The 20,312-nt window shown below is 41.2% G+C and carries 20 protein-coding genes and 1 pseudogene; 15 read left to right on the top strand and 6 right to left on the bottom strand.

All coding sequences use genetic code 11. The features are described from left to right. Positions 1-9 precede the first annotated feature (9 nt). From J2T13_RS08990 to J2T13_RS08955, 8 genes are all read left to right on the top strand, one after another. A complete protein-coding gene (locus tag J2T13_RS08990) occupies positions 10-1,662 on the top strand; it encodes an ABC transporter substrate-binding protein (protein ID WP_429370412.1) in 1,653 nt (550 codons plus the stop codon). 85 nt (positions 1,663-1,747) lie between these two features. Continuing rightward, positions 1,748-2,716 (top strand): ABC transporter permease, encoded by a 969-nt coding sequence (locus tag J2T13_RS08985; RefSeq protein WP_429370410.1) that lies wholly within the window; start codon positions 1,748-1,750, stop codon positions 2,714-2,716. Position 2,717: 1 nt separating this feature from the next. Further along, positions 2,718-3,554 carry an ABC transporter permease gene (locus J2T13_RS08980; protein WP_429370408.1) on the top strand — a complete coding sequence of 279 codons (837 nt, stop codon included), beginning with the start codon at positions 2,718-2,720 and terminating at the stop codon, positions 3,552-3,554. A gap of 9 nt (positions 3,555-3,563) precedes the next feature. Next, positions 3,564-4,442: an ATP-binding cassette domain-containing protein gene (locus J2T13_RS08975; protein WP_429370406.1), complete on the top strand. Its 879-nt coding sequence runs from the start codon at positions 3,564-3,566 to the stop codon at positions 4,440-4,442. Next, positions 4,384-4,983 carry an ABC transporter ATP-binding protein gene (locus J2T13_RS08970; protein ID WP_429370404.1) on the top strand — a complete coding sequence of 200 codons (600 nt, stop codon included), beginning with the start codon at positions 4,384-4,386 and terminating at the stop codon, positions 4,981-4,983. Before J2T13_RS08975 ends, J2T13_RS08970 begins: the two co-directional genes overlap by 59 nt. Positions 4,984-5,269: 286 nt before the next feature. Continuing rightward, complete coding sequence (locus J2T13_RS08965; RefSeq protein ID WP_429370402.1) at positions 5,270-5,413, top strand: hypothetical protein; 144 nt, start codon at positions 5,270-5,272, stop codon at positions 5,411-5,413. Positions 5,414-5,811: 398 nt separating this feature from the next. Continuing rightward, positions 5,812-7,332 (top strand): maltose/glucose-specific PTS transporter subunit IIC, encoded by a 1,521-nt coding sequence (locus J2T13_RS08960; RefSeq protein WP_429370510.1) that lies wholly within the window; start codon positions 5,812-5,814, stop codon positions 7,330-7,332. A 5-nt stretch (positions 7,333-7,337) separates the two neighbouring features. After that, positions 7,338-8,054: an N-acetylmannosamine-6-phosphate 2-epimerase gene (locus tag J2T13_RS08955; RefSeq protein WP_429370400.1), complete on the top strand. Its 717-nt coding sequence runs from the start codon at positions 7,338-7,340 to the stop codon at positions 8,052-8,054. 52 nt (positions 8,055-8,106) lie between these two features. Here J2T13_RS08955 and J2T13_RS08950 read toward each other — a convergent pair whose 3' ends face one another. From J2T13_RS08950 to J2T13_RS08940, 3 genes are all read right to left on the bottom strand, one after another. Next, the gene (locus J2T13_RS08950; protein ID WP_429370398.1) at positions 8,107-8,910 is read right to left on the bottom strand and encodes a MurR/RpiR family transcriptional regulator; all 804 of its coding nucleotides are present in this window, start codon (positions 8,908-8,910) and stop codon (positions 8,107-8,109) included. Between the two features lie 365 nt (positions 8,911-9,275). After that, positions 9,276-10,433: a cytochrome P450 family protein gene (locus tag J2T13_RS08945; RefSeq protein ID WP_429370396.1), complete on the bottom strand. Its 1,158-nt coding sequence runs from the start codon at positions 10,431-10,433 to the stop codon at positions 9,276-9,278. A gap of 267 nt (positions 10,434-10,700) precedes the next feature. Then, on the bottom strand, positions 10,701-11,462 hold the full coding sequence (locus J2T13_RS08940; protein ID WP_429370394.1) for a glucose 1-dehydrogenase: 762 nt from the start codon (positions 11,460-11,462) through the stop codon (positions 10,701-10,703). Between the two features lie 935 nt (positions 11,463-12,397). Here J2T13_RS08940 and J2T13_RS08935 point away from each other — a divergent pair. From J2T13_RS08935 to J2T13_RS08920, 4 genes are all read left to right on the top strand, one after another. Further along, the gene (locus tag J2T13_RS08935) at positions 12,398-13,087 is read left to right on the top strand and encodes a hypothetical protein (RefSeq protein WP_429370392.1); all 690 of its coding nucleotides are present in this window, start codon (positions 12,398-12,400) and stop codon (positions 13,085-13,087) included. A gap of 302 nt (positions 13,088-13,389) precedes the next feature. Beyond that, positions 13,390-14,367, top strand: a complete 978-nt coding sequence (locus J2T13_RS08930) for an NAD(P)H-dependent flavin oxidoreductase (protein WP_429370390.1) — start codon at positions 13,390-13,392, stop codon at positions 14,365-14,367. Between the two features lie 235 nt (positions 14,368-14,602). Further along, entirely contained in the window at positions 14,603-15,058 is a 456-nt protein-coding gene (locus J2T13_RS08925; RefSeq protein WP_429370388.1) for a GNAT family N-acetyltransferase, read from the top strand. A 24-nt stretch (positions 15,059-15,082) separates the two neighbouring features. Next, positions 15,083-15,391, top strand: a complete 309-nt coding sequence (locus J2T13_RS08920; protein ID WP_429370386.1) for a hypothetical protein — start codon at positions 15,083-15,085, stop codon at positions 15,389-15,391. Between the two features lie 162 nt (positions 15,392-15,553). Here J2T13_RS08920 and J2T13_RS08915 read toward each other — a convergent pair whose 3' ends face one another. Next, positions 15,554-16,057, bottom strand: a complete 504-nt coding sequence (locus J2T13_RS08915) for an RrF2 family transcriptional regulator (RefSeq protein WP_429370384.1) — start codon at positions 16,055-16,057, stop codon at positions 15,554-15,556. 228 nt (positions 16,058-16,285) lie between these two features. Between J2T13_RS08915 and J2T13_RS08910 the strand changes: the two genes are divergently transcribed. Next, entirely contained in the window at positions 16,286-16,732 is a 447-nt protein-coding gene (locus J2T13_RS08910) for a carboxymuconolactone decarboxylase family protein (RefSeq protein ID WP_429370382.1), read from the top strand. Between the two features lie 285 nt (positions 16,733-17,017). Here the strand turns inward: J2T13_RS08910 and J2T13_RS08905 are convergent. Further along, positions 17,018-17,128 (bottom strand): annotated as a pseudogene (locus J2T13_RS08905) (MFS transporter); the annotation flags it as partial. Positions 17,129-17,200: 72 nt separating this feature from the next. Between J2T13_RS08905 and J2T13_RS08900 the strand changes: the two are divergent. After that, positions 17,201-18,253: a stalk domain-containing protein gene (locus tag J2T13_RS08900; RefSeq protein ID WP_429370381.1), complete on the top strand. Its 1,053-nt coding sequence runs from the start codon at positions 17,201-17,203 to the stop codon at positions 18,251-18,253. Positions 18,254-18,548: 295 nt separating this feature from the next. Here the strand turns inward: J2T13_RS08900 and J2T13_RS08895 are convergent, their stop codons facing one another. After that, positions 18,549-18,674 carry a hypothetical protein gene (locus J2T13_RS08895; protein ID WP_429370379.1) on the bottom strand — a complete coding sequence of 42 codons (126 nt, stop codon included), beginning with the start codon at positions 18,672-18,674 and terminating at the stop codon, positions 18,549-18,551. 363 nt (positions 18,675-19,037) lie between these two features. Between J2T13_RS08895 and J2T13_RS08890 the strand changes: the two genes are divergently transcribed. Further along, positions 19,038-20,213 carry an MFS transporter gene (locus tag J2T13_RS08890; protein ID WP_429370377.1) on the top strand — a complete coding sequence of 392 codons (1,176 nt, stop codon included), beginning with the start codon at positions 19,038-19,040 and terminating at the stop codon, positions 20,211-20,213. The last annotated feature ends 99 nt before the right edge of the window (positions 20,214-20,312 follow it).

Below are 20,312 nucleotides of genomic sequence, written 5' to 3'. Positions count from 1 at the left end.
AGGTTTCTCATGAAAAGAAATGGAAAGAAAATCATAACAAAATCGTTATTTAAGTGTTTCGTAATGGTATTATCATTATTTATCTTATTGACAGGTTGTTCAACCGATTCTACCGTATCTGAAATTTCATCCACATCACAGAAACCGATAGCTGTTAAAGAGGATTTGGTGCTTGCCGTGGGAATCATGGATGGTGGGCAGTTCGATCCCAAGAAGGGTTGGGGGATGACACAAATCCGTCTGACTCATAGCTCACTGTTAGCTATTGACTCTGATCTTAATTTTATTGGGGACCTCGCGAAATCCTATACCATCAGTGATGATGCGCTCACGTGGACATTCCCGCTCCGCGATGATGCCAAATTCTCCAACAATGAGCAGGTTACTCCGGAAGATGTCAAGTTCACATATGAAATGCTCAAGGAGGATGGCATTAAATTCGATTTGTCGTTTGTCAAATCAATAGACGTAATTGAGGACAATACCATCGCTATTACGCTTAATGAGCCACGTTCCACCTTTGTAAGCCAACTTACGGAGATCGGAATCGTCCCCAAGGCTCATTATGATGAAAATTATTCCCGAAATCCGATCGGCTCAGGACCTTATAAAGTGGTGCAGTACAATGCGGGACAACAAGTCATTATGGAATACAATGCTTATTGGTACGGCAAGGAACCACAATTCAAAAAATTGACCTTCCTACTTCTCGAAGAAGATGCCGCTCTTGCAGCCGCGAAGGCTGGGGAAGCCGACATTGTTTACGTTCCACCGACATTCGCAGAGCAAAAAGTAGAGGGAATGACCCTTCGTACTTATGAAAGCATTGACTCCCGCGGAATCATGCTACCCACAGTGCCCAGCGGCGGTAAAGGCTTGACCAATGGCAAAGAAGTAGAGATTGGCAACGATGTGACGTCAGATCTCGCGATCCGCCAGGCACTTAATATTGGACTGGATCGCCAGAAGCTTCTGGATGTGGCACTGGATGGACACGGTGAGAAGGCATACTCACTTGCTGATAATTTGCCTTGGTTCAATGAGGAAACTATTGTCGAGGACGGCAAAATTGAGGCAGCAATGAAAGTCCTCGCCGATGGTGGGTGGGTAGATACGAATAAGGACGGTATTGTAGAGAAAGACGGTAATAAAGCAGAGTTTGACATGTATTTCAGTTCCAGTGATCAGCTTCGCAGTGACCTTTCCCTTGCTACTGCAGATCAAGCGAGTGCCTTCGGTATTCAGATCAACCTTATCGCCGTTTCATGGGATGAGATTTATCTGAAAGGCAAAACAGCAGCAGTCGCATGGGGGGGCGGAAGGCATCACCCGTACCAACTGTATACAATGAATGCAACCGATCAGATCGATAAGGGCATTGGTAATATGTCTAACTACCATAATCCTAAGGTGGACGAGTATTTGAAACAGGCAATCACTTCTTCCACACTTGGAGAGGCCAACAAATACTGGAAGCTTGCTCAATGGGATGGAGAAACAGGCTTTAGCGGTATCGGGGATGCTCCAATTATTTGGTTAGTGCGAGTGGACCATTTGTATCTAGCTAAAGAAAATCTGAATCTAGGTAAGCAGCCGATTCACTCGCATGGTCATGAATGGGCATTGTTCGGCAATGTAACAGAATGGGAATGGAACAATTGATTCGCTGATTATTATTAAGAAAGAGAGTCTCTGGAGGCTCTTTCTTCAGAAACTCTCTTTCTATGGGGAAGGGGAGTAAGTTATTGTGGCAAAAAACATCGTTGTTCATCTATTTCGCGTTGTGACCTTGCTGATCGGATTATCCATTCTGACTTTTTCTCTCATCCATCTGTCTCCAATGGATCCGATCAATGCTTATATTGGCGGGGACAGTTCGGCGTCGCCAGAACAAATTGAGAGAATCAAAGAATACTGGGGCTTAGACAAAAGCCCTGTGGAGCAATATATATCCTGGGCAGGGGCACTGCTACAAGGAAACTTTGGAATTTCAAAAATTTACAGAAGTCCAGTCATTGATATTATTCAAAGCCGTTTTCTATCATCTCTTGCATTAATGGGCACGGCGTGGATTTTATCGGGAGTGATCGGATATGTTCTCGGAATGACCGCCGCTATGAATCGAGGGAAATTTATTGACAAGATCATTAAATGGTACAGCTATACGCTGGTTTCCACTCCAATTTTCTGGATGGGACTCATTCTTTTAATTGTTTTTGCGGTATGGATCAAATGGTTTCCCGTAGGCCTAGCGATGCCTGCTGGGGTACTGGAGAGTGACGTTAGGTTTATAGACCGGGTCCACCACTTTGTGTTGCCGGCCCTGACCTTAAGTATTCTCGGGGTTGCCAATGTAGCGATGCACACTCGCGAGAAAATGATAGACATTTTGAACACGGAATATGTCATTTTCGCGAAGGCCCGAGGCGAAAGCAAATGGCAAATATGCAAAAATCATGGTGTTCGTAACTCTATAATTCCCGCTATTTCGCTGCAATTTGCTTATTTCGGTGAACTTTTCGGAGGCTCTATGCTCGCAGAGAAGGTATTTGCTTATCCGGGGCTGGGCAGTACCTTGACCACTGCGGGATTGAAGGGTGACCTACCTTTATTGGTGGGCATTATCTTGATTAGCTCCTTGTTTGTTTTTGCAGGAAATCTTATTGCTGATATCTTGAATAAGGTTATAGATCCGCGCATGAAGGGGGCGGCCTAGGATGCTGAGCCTACAAAAGGGAATGAATGTACGAAAAAATATAATTCTACTGCTTGCCTTATCTTCCGGATTTTTGCTGACTATTCTGGTTCTCAGCTTTTGGCTGAGTAATGAAAATCTTCGTTTGAGTGTCGCGAGTAAGAACCTTTCCCCCAGCCTTCAACATGTATTTGGCACGGACTGGCTCGGTCGGGATATGTTCACGCGTACCATGAAGGGATTGCGTCTGTCACTGACAGTGGGAGCCTTTGCCTCTATACTCAGCGTTCTAATCGCAACCTTTATGGGCATTTGTGCGGCGACCTTTGGAAAAGTAGTTGATAACGTCATATCATGGCTTATCGATTTGTTTATTGGCATGCCTCATCTCGTTTTTATGGTTTTGATCTGCTTCATAGTAGGTGGTGGAATACACGGCATCATACTGGGCGTTTCGCTCACACATTGGACGGGGCTAGCAAGGGTGGTTCGCTCGGAAGTATTACAAATTAAAGGTGCGGAATACATCCAAATATCGAAAAGCTATGGGAAATCCGCGTGGTATATCGCAAGGAAGCATATATTACCATCTATATTCCCACAAATTATGATTGGCTTTCTGTTGATGTTTCCCCATGTGATTCTGCATGAAGCCGCTCTGACTTTCCTAGGGTTCGGGCTCTCTCCGCAAACCCCGGCTATCGGGATCATACTATCTGAGGCGATGAGCCATATTTCTACCGGAAAATGGTGGCTCGTCGTGTTGCCGGGATTACTCTTAGTAATAGTCGTTAAAAGCTTTGATAGTATTGGCGAACAGCTTCGCATTTTAATGGAGCCTTCCAGCTCCAATGAATAGAGGGGATACATGATGAGTAACACACAGACCAAACCGTTACTACAGGTGGAGAACCTGTCGATTGGCTTCTCTCAATATTTTAAGGGAACACAAAAACGTGTAATACACCCCATAGCGAATTTGCATGTGGATATTGATGAAGGTGAAATTGTAGCAGTGGTAGGTGCTAGCGGTTCAGGTAAAAGTCTGTTGGCACACGCTGTGCTAGGAATCTTACCTGGCAATGCCAGCTGCAACGGAAGTATTCTTTACAAAGGAGAAGAATTGACACAAAAGAGAAAAGAACAACTCCGGGGAAGAGAAATTTCCTTCATTCCACAATCTATCAATTATCTTGATCCTCTCATGCGTGTAGGGCGACAGGTACAGATCGGACTCGATCAGAAAACTGCACAGGCAAAGCAAGAAAAACTATTTGCACAATATGACCTAAAAAAGAGTGATGGACGGCTACTTCCGTTTGAGTTATCGGGCGGAATGCTCCGCAGGGTGTTGTTTGCAACTAGCGTTCGAGAGGGTGTCAAACTTGTCATTGCCGATGAGCCAACGCCCGGAATCCATCCGCAGGCGCTATCCGAAATCTTACAGCAACTGAAGCAATTTGCCAAAGATGGTGCGGGGGTCATGCTGATTACTCATGATATTATGTCGGCGCTTGAAGTTGCAGACCGCGTCGCTGTCATCAAGGATGGAACCACCGTGGAAATCTCCGAAGCAACGGCTTTTGAAGGTAAGGGAGAACGATTGAAAACCGAATATACCCGAAGGTTGTGGCGGGCCTTGCCGCAGAATGATTTCGATTTGGAATTTAAGGAAAAGGAGGGGGATCATGTCTCTAATTGGGGAGAATCTGGGTCACTATTATCAGAAAGATCGCTGGATTTTTAAGAATATAAACATTTCAGTAGCTCCAGGTGAGGTCCTTGGTTTATCCGGCTACAGCGGATGCGGAAAAACCACGTTAGCCAGAATTTTGGCAGGGTATATCACACCCCGTGCGGGTCAAGTAGGGCTAGATCATAACGCTTGGAGGCACGAGAAATTTCGCCCCGTACAATTAATCTATCAACATCCAGAAAAGGCGATTAACCCCAAATGGCGTATGCGGGATGTTTTGACCGAATCCTACACGCCTACTCGGGACATTCTAGATGCTTTCGAAATACGGGAGGAATGGATGAACCGTTGGCCTGTCGAGCTTTCCGGTGGTGAGAAACAGCGTTTCTGTATTGTTCGAGCTCTCAATCCCTCTACCAAATATATTATTGCCGATGAAATGACTACCATGTTGGATGCTATTACACAGGCACAAATCTGGAATGCATTTCTTAGCATTTGCAAAAGCAGAGACATTGGTGTTATTGTAGTCAGTCACGAGACCAGCCTTTTGAATCGGGTATGCGATAATATATACAAGGTAGGCGAGTAGTAAAGAAACCTGATCATCGTCAATTAGCATGTAATCCTTAAAGCGGATCTGTTCGATATCAGTAAAAGAGGCAGTTGTGATTCATGTCATCCGCCAAAAAAATGTAGGGAGAACTAACATTGGGATCAGTTTAATGTCACGTTAAGATGACACTAGACTGATCCTTTTTGCCCTGCTGCCAGTTAAATAGTGTAATTAATACATACCGTTTCATGAGATCCTTTCAGACGATATATCTTCTGAAGATACTAAAACCGATGAGGAATGAACCAAAAAACGAAAATAATTGATGACAACGGACTCACAATATAAGAGAGAGGAAAGGATTGGACTTGAAGTCAAACGAAATTTTAAGCCATATCCTGCTTTGACGCAGATCGATCTGGTTATTGTGACCGGTATGACAATCTATTTCATCGTTCAATCTTAATACGATGATTATGGGAAATGAAGCAGCATAAAAAGCTAGAAATTGTTTACATTTTTGAAAGACAGAAAAACAAAATAAGGCAAGGTAATGAAAACAGATTGTGACACAATCCATTTACAGCGGACAAGAAAATATACGCATAACAAGCCGGCTTTATCGCGTTTTATGATCAAGGGATATACGTTTTTGCCTAGACTTAAGGCCAAGAACATATATAGTTAGCCGAATGGGCAATAATAATTATTCATAGACGATAATCAAGTTAATGTAAGCGATTTTAAATTTAGATTGACGAAAACCATTTTCATAACTATTATTGTAATGAAAACAGTTCTAGGAAGGTGGTCGCCAAAGTGAAAATTTTTTTTGAACAGGCTCAGAAGTTTGGTAAATCGTTTATGCTTCCTATTGCAGTTTTACCTGCAGCGGGTCTATTACTTGGCATTGGAGGTGCTTTATCCAATGCCAATACGGTTGCATCATATCCATTTTTACAAGTAGCCTGGTTACAGCAGATTTTTACGGTTATGAGTAGTGCAGGAAGTATTGTGTTTGATAACTTGGCACTGATATTTGCTATTGGTGTAGCTGTGGGACTGGCTAGGGCGGACAAAGGAACGGCAGCTTTAGCAGCAGGTATTGCCTATCTAGTCATGAATGCAACCATTAATGCCATGTTGATCAATTCGGGAACACTTGCGGGGGAAAACTTGGCAAGCGCGGGTCAAGGCATGGTGCTAGGAATTCAATCTCTGCAGACCGGTGTTCTTGGAGGGATTGTGATAGGACTGGTTACAGCATGGCTTCATAATCGATACAACAAGATAGAGCTCCCCCAATTCCTTGGTTTTTTTGGCGGATCTCGATTCATTCCTATTGTTTCATCTTTTGCGGCCATCTTTATCGGTATAATTTTATTCTTGATTTGGCCAACAGTCCAACTCGGAATAGCGCAGCTTGGTAGTTTGGTCGATAGAACCGGGTATATAGGAACATTTTTTTACGGATTTTCCTTAAGGATGCTTGGACCACTTGGGTTGCATCATATCTTTTATCTTCCCTTCTGGCAAACGGGTCTAGGAGGAACACTGGAGATCGGGGGAAAGGTTTACGAAGGAACACAGAATATTTTCTTTGCACAATTAGGAGATCCTTTAACTGAGAAGTTCTTCTCCGGTACATCAAGATTTATGTCGGGACGTTTTATAACTATGATGTTTGGTTTGCTTGGTGCCGCACTTGCAATTTATCATACGGCTAAGCCCCAACATAAAAAGGTAGTCGGCGGTCTTATGTTATCTGCCGCACTCACATCGTTCTTGACGGGAATTACGGAGCCATTGGAATTTTCATTCTTATTTATAGCTCCAGTACTATATGTGATTCATGCTGTATTTGATGGATTGGCCTTTATGCTTACGCATATTTTTGAAATTACAATTGGCCAGACCTTCTCTGGAGGATTAATCGACTTTATTTTATATGGAATTCTTCAGGGTAATGCGAAAACAAACTGGATTTTAGTACCAATTATAGGTATCATCTGGTTTTTCCTTTATTACTTTACCTTCCGATTCTTGATCGTTAAACTCAAGCTAAAAACACCAGGGCGTGAGGAAAAGGTGGAATCAGAACCAGATGTAACAAGTCAAATTACCAATGAATCGCCAAAATCAGGAGCGGCACGTTCGATCGCCATTTTGAATGGATTGGGCGGTGCAGATAATATTAAGGATCTAGATTGTTGTGCAACGCGGCTTCGTGTATCGGTAAAGGATACAGATAAGGTAGAAAAAGAAGCGCTTTTAGCTACGGGAGCCAAAGCAGTTGTTCTTGTCGGTAGCGGAGTGCAGGTCATTTACGGACCTCAGGTAACGGTAATTAAGAATGAAATTGAAGAATATATGGAAACGGAGTGAATACAATGAATTTAGACAAATTAGGTTTAAAAGGCGGTCTCGTAGTATCATGCCAGGCTTTAGAGCATGAGCCGCTTCATAGTTCATTTATTATGGGAAGAATGGCAGTTGCGGCAAAAGAAGGCGGAGCGATAGGCATACGAGCAAATTCTGCTGTTGATGTGAAAGAAATCAAGGAACAAGTTGATCTTCCAGTGATAGGGATTGTGAAAAGAAATTATGGAACAAACCCTGTATTTATTACACCGACGATTCAGGAAGTGGATGAACTTGCTGAGGTTAATGCAGAAATAATTGCTGTTGATGCAACTTTGCGTGCACGGCCGGACGGTAAAACTCTAGATGAATTCGTCAATGAAATTCGTACAAAACATCCGCAAATTTTATTAATGGCAGATATTTCGACAAAACAGGAAGCAATAAATGCAGAACGGCTTGGCTTTGATCTTATTTCCACTACATTAGTAGGATATACAGAAGAGACAGCAGGACGTAAGCTATACGATGATCATTTTGCAGCATTAAAAGAGATCATCTCTAATGTGAATACACCTGTTGTTGCTGAAGGAAATATTATGACCCCAGAGATGGCGGTAACCTGTTTTGAAGCCGGAGTCTACTGTGTTGTTGTTGGTGGAGCTATTACTCGTCCAATGCAAATTACGGAGCGCTTTGTCTCGGAGATTTCAAAATTGTGGCAGCCAGCTCCTTCTAGCAAATAATAAGAGACTAACCTATAAAAAACAGCCAACTTACTTATAGTTGGCTGTTTTATTATTCTGCTGAATAAAGGGCTTGTAGCGTTTGTTGCCGTGCCTTGAGCAAATCTCTATCTTCTAGCAATAGAAGAGAAATTACGTCTAGGATGTAAATAATGGCTAGTTGGCTATTGATGAAGTTAACATCTCCAGAACGTCCGATCTCCGGTGTGAAAATACAAATATCTGAGATTTCAGATAGGGGTGTATGATCGAAATTAGTGATTCCAACGATTTTGGCTCCTCTATTTTTGGCCGCATTTAATGCATTGCTGACTTCTGTGGTTCGACCTGAATTGGACAAACCAATGACAAGATCGTCTTGGCCAAGAAGGGAAGCACTCATGATCATCATGTGCGAATCTGTCACCGCATCGATTACGATATCCATCCGAGTTAGTCTGTGTTTGAACTCTAAGCCAGATAGCCCCGAACTTCCTAGACCATAAACGTAAATTCTCCGAGCTTCCTTTATGTACTGGACAACTTGTTCGATTCTGCTGGTATCCAGCATTTCCGCGGTCGCATTCACGATATTATTATAAATATTTTGCGTTTTCATAAAAATGTCGGTGTCGTTACGAGGATGTTGGACTTCTCGGTTAAGGCGAATTTTAAAGTCGACAAAGGTATCACAACCTACTTTTTTACAAAACCGAGTAATCGTTGACATGGAAGCATTGGTATTAGCCGCCAAATCCCTAATATTGATATTGTTGATGGATGATTTATTTCGCATGACATAATCAGCAATTTCCTTTTCTTTTACCGAGAAACGTTGATACTCAAGCTGTAGTATGTCAATGACACTGGATGACATTATTAATCCCCATTTCGCTGAAACTATTAACATTTTTAATTTCTATCCTATTAGTCTACTTCCAAAATGGCAAAAGCACAAATGACATCTAACGATTCATAAGTTTTTTGAAGGTCCCTAGCCAACGATCCCACTGGGTAATTCCCCCTGTTTACTAGAAGAACTGTCCAAAATATTCACTTTAGAAATCGTTGCTAAATGGTTAGTTTAATCACGAAAAACCACTATAAGGCGTGAACTCAATGTTCGCGCTGAATAGTGGTTTTCTTAATATATCACCTTCATATTTATAGGATCAATTTATACGAAAGAGACTAGCCATGTCTGTAAAGAGAGTCCTCCGTCAAGTTGTCCATAAAAAAGGGTTAAAATGCGACAGGCAGAGAAGCTAATCCTTGCGAACTTAATGTAAAGTTCCAATTGACGTTCTCGCGAGGGATGTTCAGCCGCAAGTTCGGCATGCGTCTCAGCAAGGTGGTAAATGCAATGTCCGCTTCCACACGGGCTAAGGGCGCTCCAAGACACATATGAATGCCAAATCCAAAGGCAAGATGACGATTTATTTTTCGAGTGACATCCAATTCCTCTGACTGCGAGAATTGGCTCTCGTCACGGTTCGCTGACTTTAAGACGGGGATAACAACTTCGCCCTTCTTGATCAGTTGACCGCCTAGTTCAATGTCTTTCGTGGCAAAACGCGGTCCTGCGATCGTAGACGGTCCATTGAAACGTAGAAGTTCTTCGACGGCCGAAGGGACCAAGCTTAGATCTGATTTAAGCTTCTCAAGCTGAGCGGGATGATCCAATAGCATCATACTACCGGTCGCGATCAAATTCGAGGTGGTTTCGTGACCAGCGAAGATCAATAGCGTAATCATCGAGATAAGTTCGTCTTCGCTGAGTCGGTCGCCTTCTTCTTCAATAGCGATCAGCTGGCTTATCAAGTCATCCGCAGGGTGCTGACGTTTGTGGGCCACAAGCTGCGCAGTGTATTCGCCAAAGGCTCGGAGGTTTTCGTCAACTTCCGGATCTTTTCTTCCAAGACCAAGCCCGTGAGCAAGTGTCCCGGACCAAGCATGGATCTGGGAACGGTCAGCTTGTGGTACTCCGAGCATTTCGGAAATAACGTTGATAGGTAAAGGATAGGCATAGTCCTCAACAAGGTCCATTTGCCCTTGCTCTAGCACCTTGTCGAGTAATTCATCGGCAATTACCTGTATGCGAGGGCGCAAGCTTTCCATATATCGAGGAGTGAATACTTTAGATACTAGTACACGCAACCTGCGATGATCAGGATCATCAACAAAGAGCATGGATTTACCAGTGAAGAAGGTAGGAGGTGCGGATGGATCATTTCCAGCCAAGCTTTGCCGAAAGTCATTACTTCCTTCGATAGTGGAGGGGTCAACTGTAAAATGGACATGGTCCTTGAGTACCTGCATAGATTCTTTCATACGTGTAACCATCCAGGCTTGAATATTATCCCCACCCATTGGAAAAGGAATAGGGATGACTGCGCTCATTTCACGCATGTTGGCGAATACCGCAAAAGGGCTTTCATTGCTTTCACCGTTAAATAGATTGAGTGCCTCAGGAACAATTTGATCTGGTGATTTCATGTGATCATCCTTTCTCGCACATTTATAATATTTAACTGAATTTTGAAGTAGAAGGGAGCAGCAATCATCAAAGATATGAAGCTCCTAAACGTCTGTCACACGAGAAATTAATGAAAGAATGGACACAAGAAAGGATCCGTAAAGTTAGCTGTATTTGTTGAAAAAGAAATATTAGTAAGCAGACCATCCTGCATCTGCTGCTATCACGACACCATTGACGTAAGAAGATTCGTTACTGGCTAAGAAAAGAGCAATGTCTGCAATTTCTTCTGGCTTCCCAGCGCGTGGCATCAGACTAACACCGCGTGTAGCGTATTGTAACCCTTCCATATCCATGCCATCCATTGAAGCAGTTAACCCTGTTTCGACTGCTGCTGGTGCAATCCCGTTACAACGAATACCTTGTGGTCCGTAATGAGAAGCAATATTTTTAGTCATCCCAGTGACTGCGTGTTTAGCTGCAGTATAGGTAAAGCCACCGCGTCCACCTGTTAAGCCAGCAATGGAAGATAGATTCAGGATGACACCGCTACCTTGTGCTTGGAAGTATGGTAACACTTTACGTATACTACGCATAATGCCACCAACATTAATGTCCATTATTCGGTTCCAAATATCATCTTCTACATTATGAGCAGCTTGCATTTTATCTAATACACCTGCACAGTTAACTAAAATATTTACTTGGCTGAATGTCGCTACGGTTTCATCGACCATTTTTTGAATGTCTTCTTCTATTGCGACATTGACTTTTAAACCTAATGTTTCAACACCTTGCGATTTAAAGTCCTCAACAGTAGCATGTAGTGCTTCTTCATTGAAATCTGCAATCACAAGCTTTGCTCCTTCTTGTGCAAAACGTGTCGCAATGGCTTTACCGATGCCGTTGGCTCCACCTGTAATAATGGCAACTTTTCCTGCTAATCTGTTCATTAGATGTGCCTCCCTTATTCATTTAGTTAAAATGCGCCATTATTTCGGTATTTCCCAAAGAAAGAAAAACGGCTAGTTGCTGTCGCTCTGTCCATTTTGGAAAAAAAGATCGAAAAATTTGAGTGAATCGTGAAAGCTGAAAACACGGCCTATGAGAAGATTGCGAAATGTTTGGTTGTTTTATGTCATTCATTCATAAACAATCTAGTGAATTTGTATAGTTTTCCGACAATGTTGCCAAATTATACATTTCCCTAAAAACAACAAGCGAAATATGGCTTCAGAATGTATTTAGATTCCGTTTATACATTTGCATTAACTATTTAGAAAGAAGGTTTACAAAGCGGATTGTCATGTCGAAGGTGGTATTGGGGTCGTTTCATACACCGAAGTAATAGGTTTACCAACGAGTTTGTAAGTTATGAAGCTATCAACGCTTCTGCTATATAGTTTTAAAAAAACGTATGCTTTTCAGTAGCCTCCTTAAGAGGTTCTTTTTTTTTAATAACGTATGAAATGTCCACACGTGTATATCGTTTTTACATATTATATAAATCGTAGATGTTCAAATCAAAATACTAGTTTCATTTATTTATTGAATTCTTCTGTTCAGTAATTGTGACTAGTAGTAGATTATGGTGTTGGTAAATATAACAAATAACATCTGTGATGAGTGGAATTTAAATGCAACGAAATATGAAATAATTTGTAATTGACACTTTAGAAAAAAGGAGACTGAGATAGATGGCGGTTTTATCAACAGGACTCATAGAAAATAATGAGGGGTCAGTGGTGATCGGCCTACTCATCGAGTGATAGTGAAAATTGATAATCGTGATACTGTGAACTCCTCTACAGTAATAATTCAGGGTTTTTATCTAAATGGGTCAAGAAGGTTATATGTTCTTGAAGATATAAGATTAAATTCAAATGAAGTGATTACAAAAGAGTATTATGCAGATTTTAATTCATTTGAATTTCTTTTTATCACTGAAGGTGTTGCAGAAGATGAGACTCAAATTTCAGTCTGGGGTAAAAATTCAATGGGTCAGTTAGTGACAGCTCACCGTATTATATCTTCCGAATTGCTTGGACCAAGAGGTGATGGCGCTACAGGGGCTACGGGAGCCACTGGGGTTAAAGGTGCGACTGGAGATACAGGTGTAACTGGGGATACCGGATCCACTGGGGATACGGGCGCAACTGGTGATACAGGCGCAACTGGAGTTACAGGTGCTTTTCAACAATTTCAGGTATCTGAGAATACAGCAAATACAGTGGGGAGTTCAGCAATCCCGATAGTTGCTGCCGCTACTGCATTAAAAACCATTACAATAACGGGAGTTCCGGGAGGAAGCCGCATTTGGTTAACAGGAATCGTTGGCTGGGAATCTACGGCAGGTAATACAGCAATCCAATTACAAATTCTCCGCGGGGCGACTATTATCTTTAGCACTAATCAGCATGCAACTGGGAATACCACATATGCATCGACGAGTGTTAATCATGTGGATATAACACCTGGAACCGGTAATATTACGTATTCGTTAACCGCACTAACTATTATGGGTACAGCGAATGCTATCGGAGGAATCACCTTTACCGGGGCTTTAATACAGCCTTAGTTAAACATAGATTTCAATTGAAATATTAAAGACAGTTTTAAACATGAGGCCAACTTCATCAATTAATAGAAATTTTCATTTCTGAAATGTGCCAAAGAAAATTTGAAATGAATCACTTTACAATATTAAGAATAAAGTACTGATCTTTTATTTGATAAAGATCAGCATTTTGTTCTACTCTGATAAAGAGTAAAACGCTACCAAACCCCAATGTGAGTTGAATCATATGATCATAATTCCAGTTATAGTACTGTAAAAGGTAATACAAAAATTGGAGTATCCTAAGAACAGGTATACATACCATGAAAGAGGTGTTCATATTGGAGCTTCCGATATTACAAATTGGTCATATTAAATCAAGAGTACCCATTATGCAAGGGGGGATGGGCGTTGGAATTTCCCTAAGTAGTCTTGCTGCTGCTGTAGCTAATGCAGGTGGAATCGGTACCATTTCAGGTACAGGTATATCTATAGAAGAATTAAGATTACATATTCGTAAGGCACGGGAAGAATCCAAGGAGAGAATGGGATATATCGGAGTTAATGTCTTGTTTGCGGTTAAGGATTTCGCTGAAAAAATGCAAGCTGCCTTAGAAGAAAAAGTGGATTTCATCATTTCTGGTGCCGGCATATCGAGAGATATGTATGCATGGGGAAAATCGCATAATACGCCTGTCATTTCTATCGTTTCATCTGCAAAAGTAGCAAGACTATCTGAGAGATTAGGTGCTTCTGCTGTGGTTGTAGAGGGGCATGAAGCGGGAGGTCACTTAGGTACAGACCGGCCTTTATTTGATATTCTTCCGGAGGTTGTGGAAGCCGTCAAGATTCCGGTAATTGCAGCTGGAGGCATCATGACAGGAGAGGATATCGCTAAGGCTATGCAACTAGGTGCATCTGGTGTTCAGATCGGAACACGGTTTGTAGCTAGCCATGAATGTGATGCTCCACTAGCCTTCAAACAGATGTATGTAGATGCACAGCAGGGCGATACAATATTGGTTAAGACTACGGTAGGATTACACGGAAGAGCGATCAAGAACCGATTAACAGATTTGATAAGTAATGAAAATACGAAATTACGCATTGAGAAATGCCATAAGTGCCTGAAGGTGTGCTCGTTTCGTTTTTGCACAATGGATACTCTAAATAAATCCCTTGCGGGAGATGTTCAGAACGGGTTGGTTTTTGCTGGCTCGAGGGTGCATGAGATCGAAGAAATTAGAACCGTTCAACAAATCATCGACAAGCTTATGAATGATTACAGGGAAGTACAGTAACCTGGAGCTTGATGATATGAGATAAGCTGCAATAAATGGAAATAAATAATAGGCGTCTCTCCTTAGAGGAAGACGCCTATTATTTATCTTACCGGCAGCTAGTAAAGGGAATCACTTAATGTTAAACACCGGAATAAGCCATGAATCCACCGAATTAATGGGCAGGATAGTTGAGTATGACTATAAAAAAACATATACTAGTGATTAATATAATAGAGATTATGGAGTGATCTTTTTGGATATTAAAATAGATGATCTAAATGGATCAGAAGTGGCAGAATTATTGGGGGAACATCTTCAGAGTATGGCATTACATTCCCCACCAGAAAGTATACATGCCCTAAATCTTGAGGAATTGAAAAAACCAGAAATTACATTCTGGAGTGTATGGGAACAAGATCAATTGATTGGCTGTGGGGCACTCAAAGAACTTGATGGTCAACATGGAGAGATAAAATCAATGAGGACTGCAACATTACATTTAAGGAAGGGTGTTGCCAAGCGACTCCTTGAGCACATCATTGAAGAAGCGAAGCGACGCGGCTATCGAAGGGTAAGTTTGGAAACGGGTTCTATGGAAGCTTTCGAGCCAGCTAAGAGACTATATGCGAGTGTTGGGTTTCAATATTGTGAACCGTTTTCCAATTACGTGGAGGACCCATATAGTGTATTTATGACAAAAGATTTATGAAATTATTTTATTGGAGGCATTACAATGAGTCAACGCTATCGAATCACAAGAACAATTCAGGAAAATAGTATTTCAGCACAAACCATATCTTTAGAAGAGTGTAAACAGTATTTTGCGTCTAAACCTGATTTTTCCTACACCCCTGTATTTACGGTGGCAGGATCTACGAGCATGTCCATTGAGGGAGATTTTTTCATGTGGAGCTACGACAATTCTAAGATCCCATTCAGACATTATCAGGGAGATATATACGTGTCTGGTACTAATGAAGCAGTGATCCCCATAATGATTGAGGTTGCAAGCGAATTAAGAGCAGATGTGCTGGAAGATTAATCTTTTCGATATCGAGGAGCCTGAGCTCTATCAACGCCGACTACAAGATGGGATGAGGAAATGTTTCCAATGAGCACGAAAAGACGGTAGCCTGTGAAAAGGCTACCGTCTTTTTCTGATCCCACCAGTGCTGTCCAGCAATATCCCTTTTAAATTCACCTATTAAACATTATTAATATTAGCAAAATATTCACGAGTATCTTTGCGTGATTGAGGAGTTAATACGCGATCAAGCTCTTCATTTAACCAAGTAAGTGACTTGTTACGCAGAACATTGCGCATACTATCTTCAGCTTCGAGCATAGCCATGTTAATCACACAGGGAGAAGCTAGAGTGCATGCTGCATATTCTTCATCACGGCATAGATAGCTATTATTTTTGATGTTTTTACATTGAAAAATGGGGGTAGTACCTTCAACAGCTTCAACTACATCCCAAAAGGAAATTTCCGCAGGAGACTTGGCCAACTTATAGCCCCCTTTTACACCAGGGACAGAACTCACAATACCACATTTTGTTAATTTGCTGAAAATTTTCGAAAGATAGGTCTCCGAAACACCTTGAAACGCGGAAAGCTCTTTAATTCCAATGGTTGAATCAGGAGGAATATCAATTAAATACACCAAGCAATGCAATCCATATTCAACGCCAATACTATACTGCATTCAAATACCTGCTCTCTAAATATAAAGGTTGTTTTTAATCATCTTAGGTGGATTTAAAACCCTTGTCAAATAGGGGCATTTAAGGATTTTCATCTAAATGACTCCTGATTTTTGGTTGACATCTATAAAGTAAAAAGATATTATAGACTAGGTTAATCGACGATATATGTCATCTATATTATAGTTTATGAGGCAAGATAAAAGTTATTGTTCACGGAGGAGATTAGTATGAAGAAGGCTAGATTAAATCATATCACTGCAAGCCCAGGTGCTATGCAAGTGATGATGAAACTGGAAGAGTTTATTAAGACAAGTGGGTTGGATGCAAATCTATATGAATTCATTAAGATCAGAGCAGCACAAATTAACGGGTGTGCTTATTGTCTTAACATGCATACACGGGATGCGCGGAAAATGGGCGAGACGGAGCAGCGGATTTATTTACTTAGCGCATGGCGCGAAGCACCCATTTATTCCGACAAAGAAAGAGTAGTGCTTGAGCTTACGGAAGCTGTAACTCTTATTTCCGAGCAAGGCGTACCACAGGAATTGTATGAAAGAGTTCGGGCGCACGTGGATGAGGCAGAATATGTGGTAATCATCATGGCAATCAATACCATTAATGCATGGAATCGAATCGCCATCTCCACGGGGATGTTCCCTGAAAAGGAGTAAGAGAAGCTTATACCTATAGAAATTAAAGTGTTCTATATATGCTTTATAAGGAAAGAGTTCGGAAATGTGGTGTGACTCTTGGCATCCGACATACCTATTATAATAATAAACTTGGTATACAGAAACAGATGAAACTAAGATTGTTTGGACATATAAACTAACTATATAGTTTGATAATGAAAGGGCTACCGAGAGGTAGTCCTTTGTTGAGCTAACAGGAGAAGATATTGAATTACATATGAGATGATTATCTGATGATGAATTGCATTTCTTGACGGGTGAAGTTGTTTGGAACTCGCTGACATGACGTAACATTTGCAAGTAAGACGGAACCCCGAAAAAGAGCGAGTAATAAAGTTCGTTAACGAGTATGAATTCCACGTTATCCCAAGTCATTAAATTGCAACTTTTGTTCAAGATTTATCGTTAAGGGTATGTATTACTAGATGAAAGGGTGATTTCAATCAAATGAAAACTAATAACTGGAAAACAACGTTACTTACACTTACACTCGCTATCGGTGTTTTGGTGTCTCCAGGAGTCTCAATATTATCTGCTGATCATGCAGAAGCCGCCAGTCCCAAATATAAAATTGCACAACAGTCTTTTAACATTAAAGGATCTAAACAAAATATCGGTACAATCAATAAAAACGGCACAACCTATATTGCACTGCGCAATCTGAATACGGCACTAGGTCTATCCACCAATTTCAATAATTCAACCCAGATGATTCAAGTTAAAGGCAAAAACCGCGTCATGGAGATCAATTTGAAGAACAATGCCATGCAGCTGAATGGTCAGCTTCTCACCGGTCCGGATCCGATTGTGCAGGATTCTACGACCTATTTGCCATTACGATACCTGTTAGAACATTTGGGGTACGATGTAACGTACCAGAAAGGGACAAAGCTGATTGGAATTGAGGCCATTCAGGAAAACGAGCTTAAGATCCAATCTGAAGTCATAGGTGCAGATGGAGATGGGAAATCCTTATTGGTCTATTATCCTGTTATCTCAGGTTACTCCAACAATGCGGTTCAGAAGAAAATTAATACATTTGTGAAGAAGGAAATCGATAAGCAAATTACCGCCGCCACCAAGTTGATGAACCAGTCAGAAACGGATGACCGCCAGTTGAGCTTCGATGGCCGCTATACTGTTAGCTATAACGAAAAGGGAAAACTGAGTCTTTATATGGATTATTATATCTATTTAGGTGGAGCACATGGCGATCCTATACGTGTTCCTTATACTTTCGATTTAGCTACAGGTGCTGAAATTACATTACAAGATGCCGTGCAGGGTAGCGCAGACTATGTTTCGATCATTAACAAAAATATCAAAACCCAAATTAAAAACCGTCAACTTTCGCTTCAGGTTCCTTTTGAAACAATAGAACCGGATCGGAATTTCTTCCTTAATCGCAGTGGAATCGTTATTTACTTTGAGCCCTATGAATACACCTCGTTCGCTGACGGCATGCCGCAATTTGTTATTCCTTTTTCAGCCTTTAAGTAAACAGTAATTGATGTAGTTATCGATAAGATCGTATTAAACGGAGAGATAGAGTTATTATCGAATTTTAACAAGTTGCTTACCAGAGACTGGTCAGCAATCGTTCCCCCCCACCGTATCATGATCCAAGCCGACCTGGGTAAAATGCTGGAAATCGACGGTCACCGTACCGATTAGCTGGTTTTAGCCATTACTCAGGTCAATGTTGTTAAAGGACCCATGTAGATTCATTCTACTCAAGTATGCGAGGTATTGACCAAAAGTCGATATTCCGTTTTCTATGGTGATCCAAGTTTTGTCAGACAGGTTTGTACCGGTCTCCATCGCCTTTTTCGCCGATGCGATAAGGGGACATCGCTTGCAGTCCGTTTGATACCTGAATCTGATCCTCCCTCAATGTTCCTTCTTCCATCTTTCTTTCCATGTCAAAATCCGTATTGCCTCCAACAGTGCTATTTCATGTAACATACACTATCTAAAAATGGAGCTACTTACTCTACATTGGATTCTTCAGAGAATTCTGATATGCCATGTTTTGCACCTTCGATCAATTCCAACGTGAATTATCATAATATTGATAGTTTAAATCAAAATACAGTGAGATTTCACAATGATATATCAATATTATTATATTTGTGATTATGTTCAAAGTTGGAATCAGATGAAAATGACAGATTGTTACATGAAAAAGAGGTAAAGAAAAATAAAGGAAAAGTGATAAGGAGAAATGAATTCCATAGATTGCGTATATATGGAACAAAATCGTACAAATGAGGAGAGAAGCAAGTTGGTAACGCTACTACTAATTATTATTTATCTCGCATTTATAGGTCTAGGATTGCCAGACGCTTTGCTAGGCAGCGCTTGGCCCATTATGAAACACGATATTGGTGCCACAACAGAAATGGCAGGTTACATATCGTTAATAGTCTCATTCTGTACGGTAATATCGAGTTTATTTGCTAGCAGATTGTTGCACAGATATGGCACGGGAAAGGTAACATTGTTGAGTTTGCTCTCTACAACGATTGCTTTGTTGGGATTCTCTATTTCAGAGGATTTCATATTTTTAATTCTTCTTGCTATTCCATTGGGCTTAGGTGCAGGGTCTGTGGATGCTGCATTGAGCAACTATGTAGCTCTGCATTTTAAAGCCAAACATATGAGCTGGTTACATTGTTTTTGGGGAATTGGAGCATTTACGGGTCCAATTGTAATGTCATTTGGGCTGAACCATGATAACAACTGGCGTGTAGGATACGTTACGGTAGGGTTACTTCTGCTTACTATTGCGGGGATATTATTGGCGTCATTGTCTTTATGGAAGATTTTCGAGAAGAGGGGAATAGAAGAAGGAAGGAGCGATGAAAAGAAGCTGATCAGCAACAGAGAGGCTTTACGAATCCCAGGCGTGAAAATGTCCATGATTGCCATGCTCTGTTACAATGGTTCGGAAACAGCTATTGGTCTATGGATGGCATCCTTTTTAATAGTAAATAAAGGGGTCTATCCTGGCACAGCAGCAGCTTTATCTTCCTTATTCTATATTGGAATCATCCTTGGACGAATGATATCAGGATTTCTTTCGACTAACGTATCTAGTAAACATCTGATAAGATATGGTGCAATCATTGGCTGTTTTGGACTTTTAATTCTTGTTTGGCCGGTCCCATATTGGATTGCAGCGGGAGCCCTGTTTATTATCGGGTTGGGAGGAGCACCAATCTATCCAAGTATTGTTCATTCAACACCGGAACGTTTTGGGAAAAAAGCTTCCCCAAGTGTAATTGGACTTGAAATGGCAAGCGCTTATACAGGTTCAACACTAATTCCACTAGTCATGGGTATTATTGCAAGCCAATTTGGAATGTCTATGGTACCAATAATTTTGCTCATCCTTTTTAGTATCATGTTAGTGTCTTCTGAAATGGTTAACGTAGTCTACAGACGCAAGGTTGGATAACATTGATATACTGTGCATAAGTATATGTATATGTGTTTGAAAATAGCTTACATAACCACTCATTGAAATGATAGTTTACTACTCGTGCGGTAGAAGAGT

The organism is Paenibacillus sp. DS2015 (genome assembly GCF_050433705.1).
In the GTDB taxonomy this organism is placed as follows: Bacteria; Bacillota; Bacilli; order Paenibacillales; family Paenibacillaceae; genus Paenibacillus_AQ.
Note: the sequence above shows the minus strand (reverse complement) of the source record. Positions and strands in the feature narration are given on the sequence as shown.

What these genes read in the sequence shown, in the direction of transcription:
- J2T13_RS08950 (WP_429370398.1), bottom strand. Translation starts at nt 8,910, where the DNA reads ATGTCATCCAGTGTCATTGACATACTACAGCTTGAGTATCAACGTTTC.
- J2T13_RS08975 (WP_429370406.1), top strand. Translation starts at nt 3,564, where the DNA reads ATGATGAGTAACACACAGACCAAACCGTTACTACAGGTGGAGAACCTG.
- J2T13_RS08895 (WP_429370379.1), bottom strand. Translation starts at nt 18,674, where the DNA reads ATGGAAAGAAAGATGGAAGAAGGAACATTGAGGGAGGATCAGATTCAG.
- J2T13_RS08970 (WP_429370404.1), top strand. Translation starts at nt 4,384, where the DNA reads ATGTCTCTAATTGGGGAGAATCTGGGTCACTATTATCAGAAAGATCGC.
- J2T13_RS08940 (WP_429370394.1), bottom strand. Translation starts at nt 11,462, where the DNA reads ATGAACAGATTAGCAGGAAAAGTTGCCATTATTACAGGTGGAGCCAAC.
- J2T13_RS08955 (WP_429370400.1), top strand. Translation starts at nt 7,338, where the DNA reads ATGAATTTAGACAAATTAGGTTTAAAAGGCGGTCTCGTAGTATCATGC.
- J2T13_RS08960 (WP_429370510.1), top strand. Translation starts at nt 5,812, where the DNA reads ATGCTTCCTATTGCAGTTTTACCTGCAGCGGGTCTATTACTTGGCATT.
- J2T13_RS08990 (WP_429370412.1), top strand. Translation starts at nt 10, where the DNA reads ATGAAAAGAAATGGAAAGAAAATCATAACAAAATCGTTATTTAAGTGT.
- J2T13_RS08915 (WP_429370384.1), bottom strand. Translation starts at nt 16,057, where the DNA reads ATGCAGTATAGTATTGGCGTTGAATATGGATTGCATTGCTTGGTGTAT.
- J2T13_RS08920 (WP_429370386.1), top strand. Translation starts at nt 15,083, where the DNA reads ATGAGTCAACGCTATCGAATCACAAGAACAATTCAGGAAAATAGTATT.
- J2T13_RS08980 (WP_429370408.1), top strand. Translation starts at nt 2,718, where the DNA reads ATGCTGAGCCTACAAAAGGGAATGAATGTACGAAAAAATATAATTCTA.
- J2T13_RS08945 (WP_429370396.1), bottom strand. Translation starts at nt 10,433, where the DNA reads ATGAGCGCAGTCATCCCTATTCCTTTTCCAATGGGTGGGGATAATATT.
- J2T13_RS08900 (WP_429370381.1), top strand. Translation starts at nt 17,201, where the DNA reads ATGAAAACTAATAACTGGAAAACAACGTTACTTACACTTACACTCGCT.
- J2T13_RS08910 (WP_429370382.1), top strand. Translation starts at nt 16,286, where the DNA reads ATGAAGAAGGCTAGATTAAATCATATCACTGCAAGCCCAGGTGCTATG.
- J2T13_RS08930 (WP_429370390.1), top strand. Translation starts at nt 13,390, where the DNA reads ATGAAAGAGGTGTTCATATTGGAGCTTCCGATATTACAAATTGGTCAT.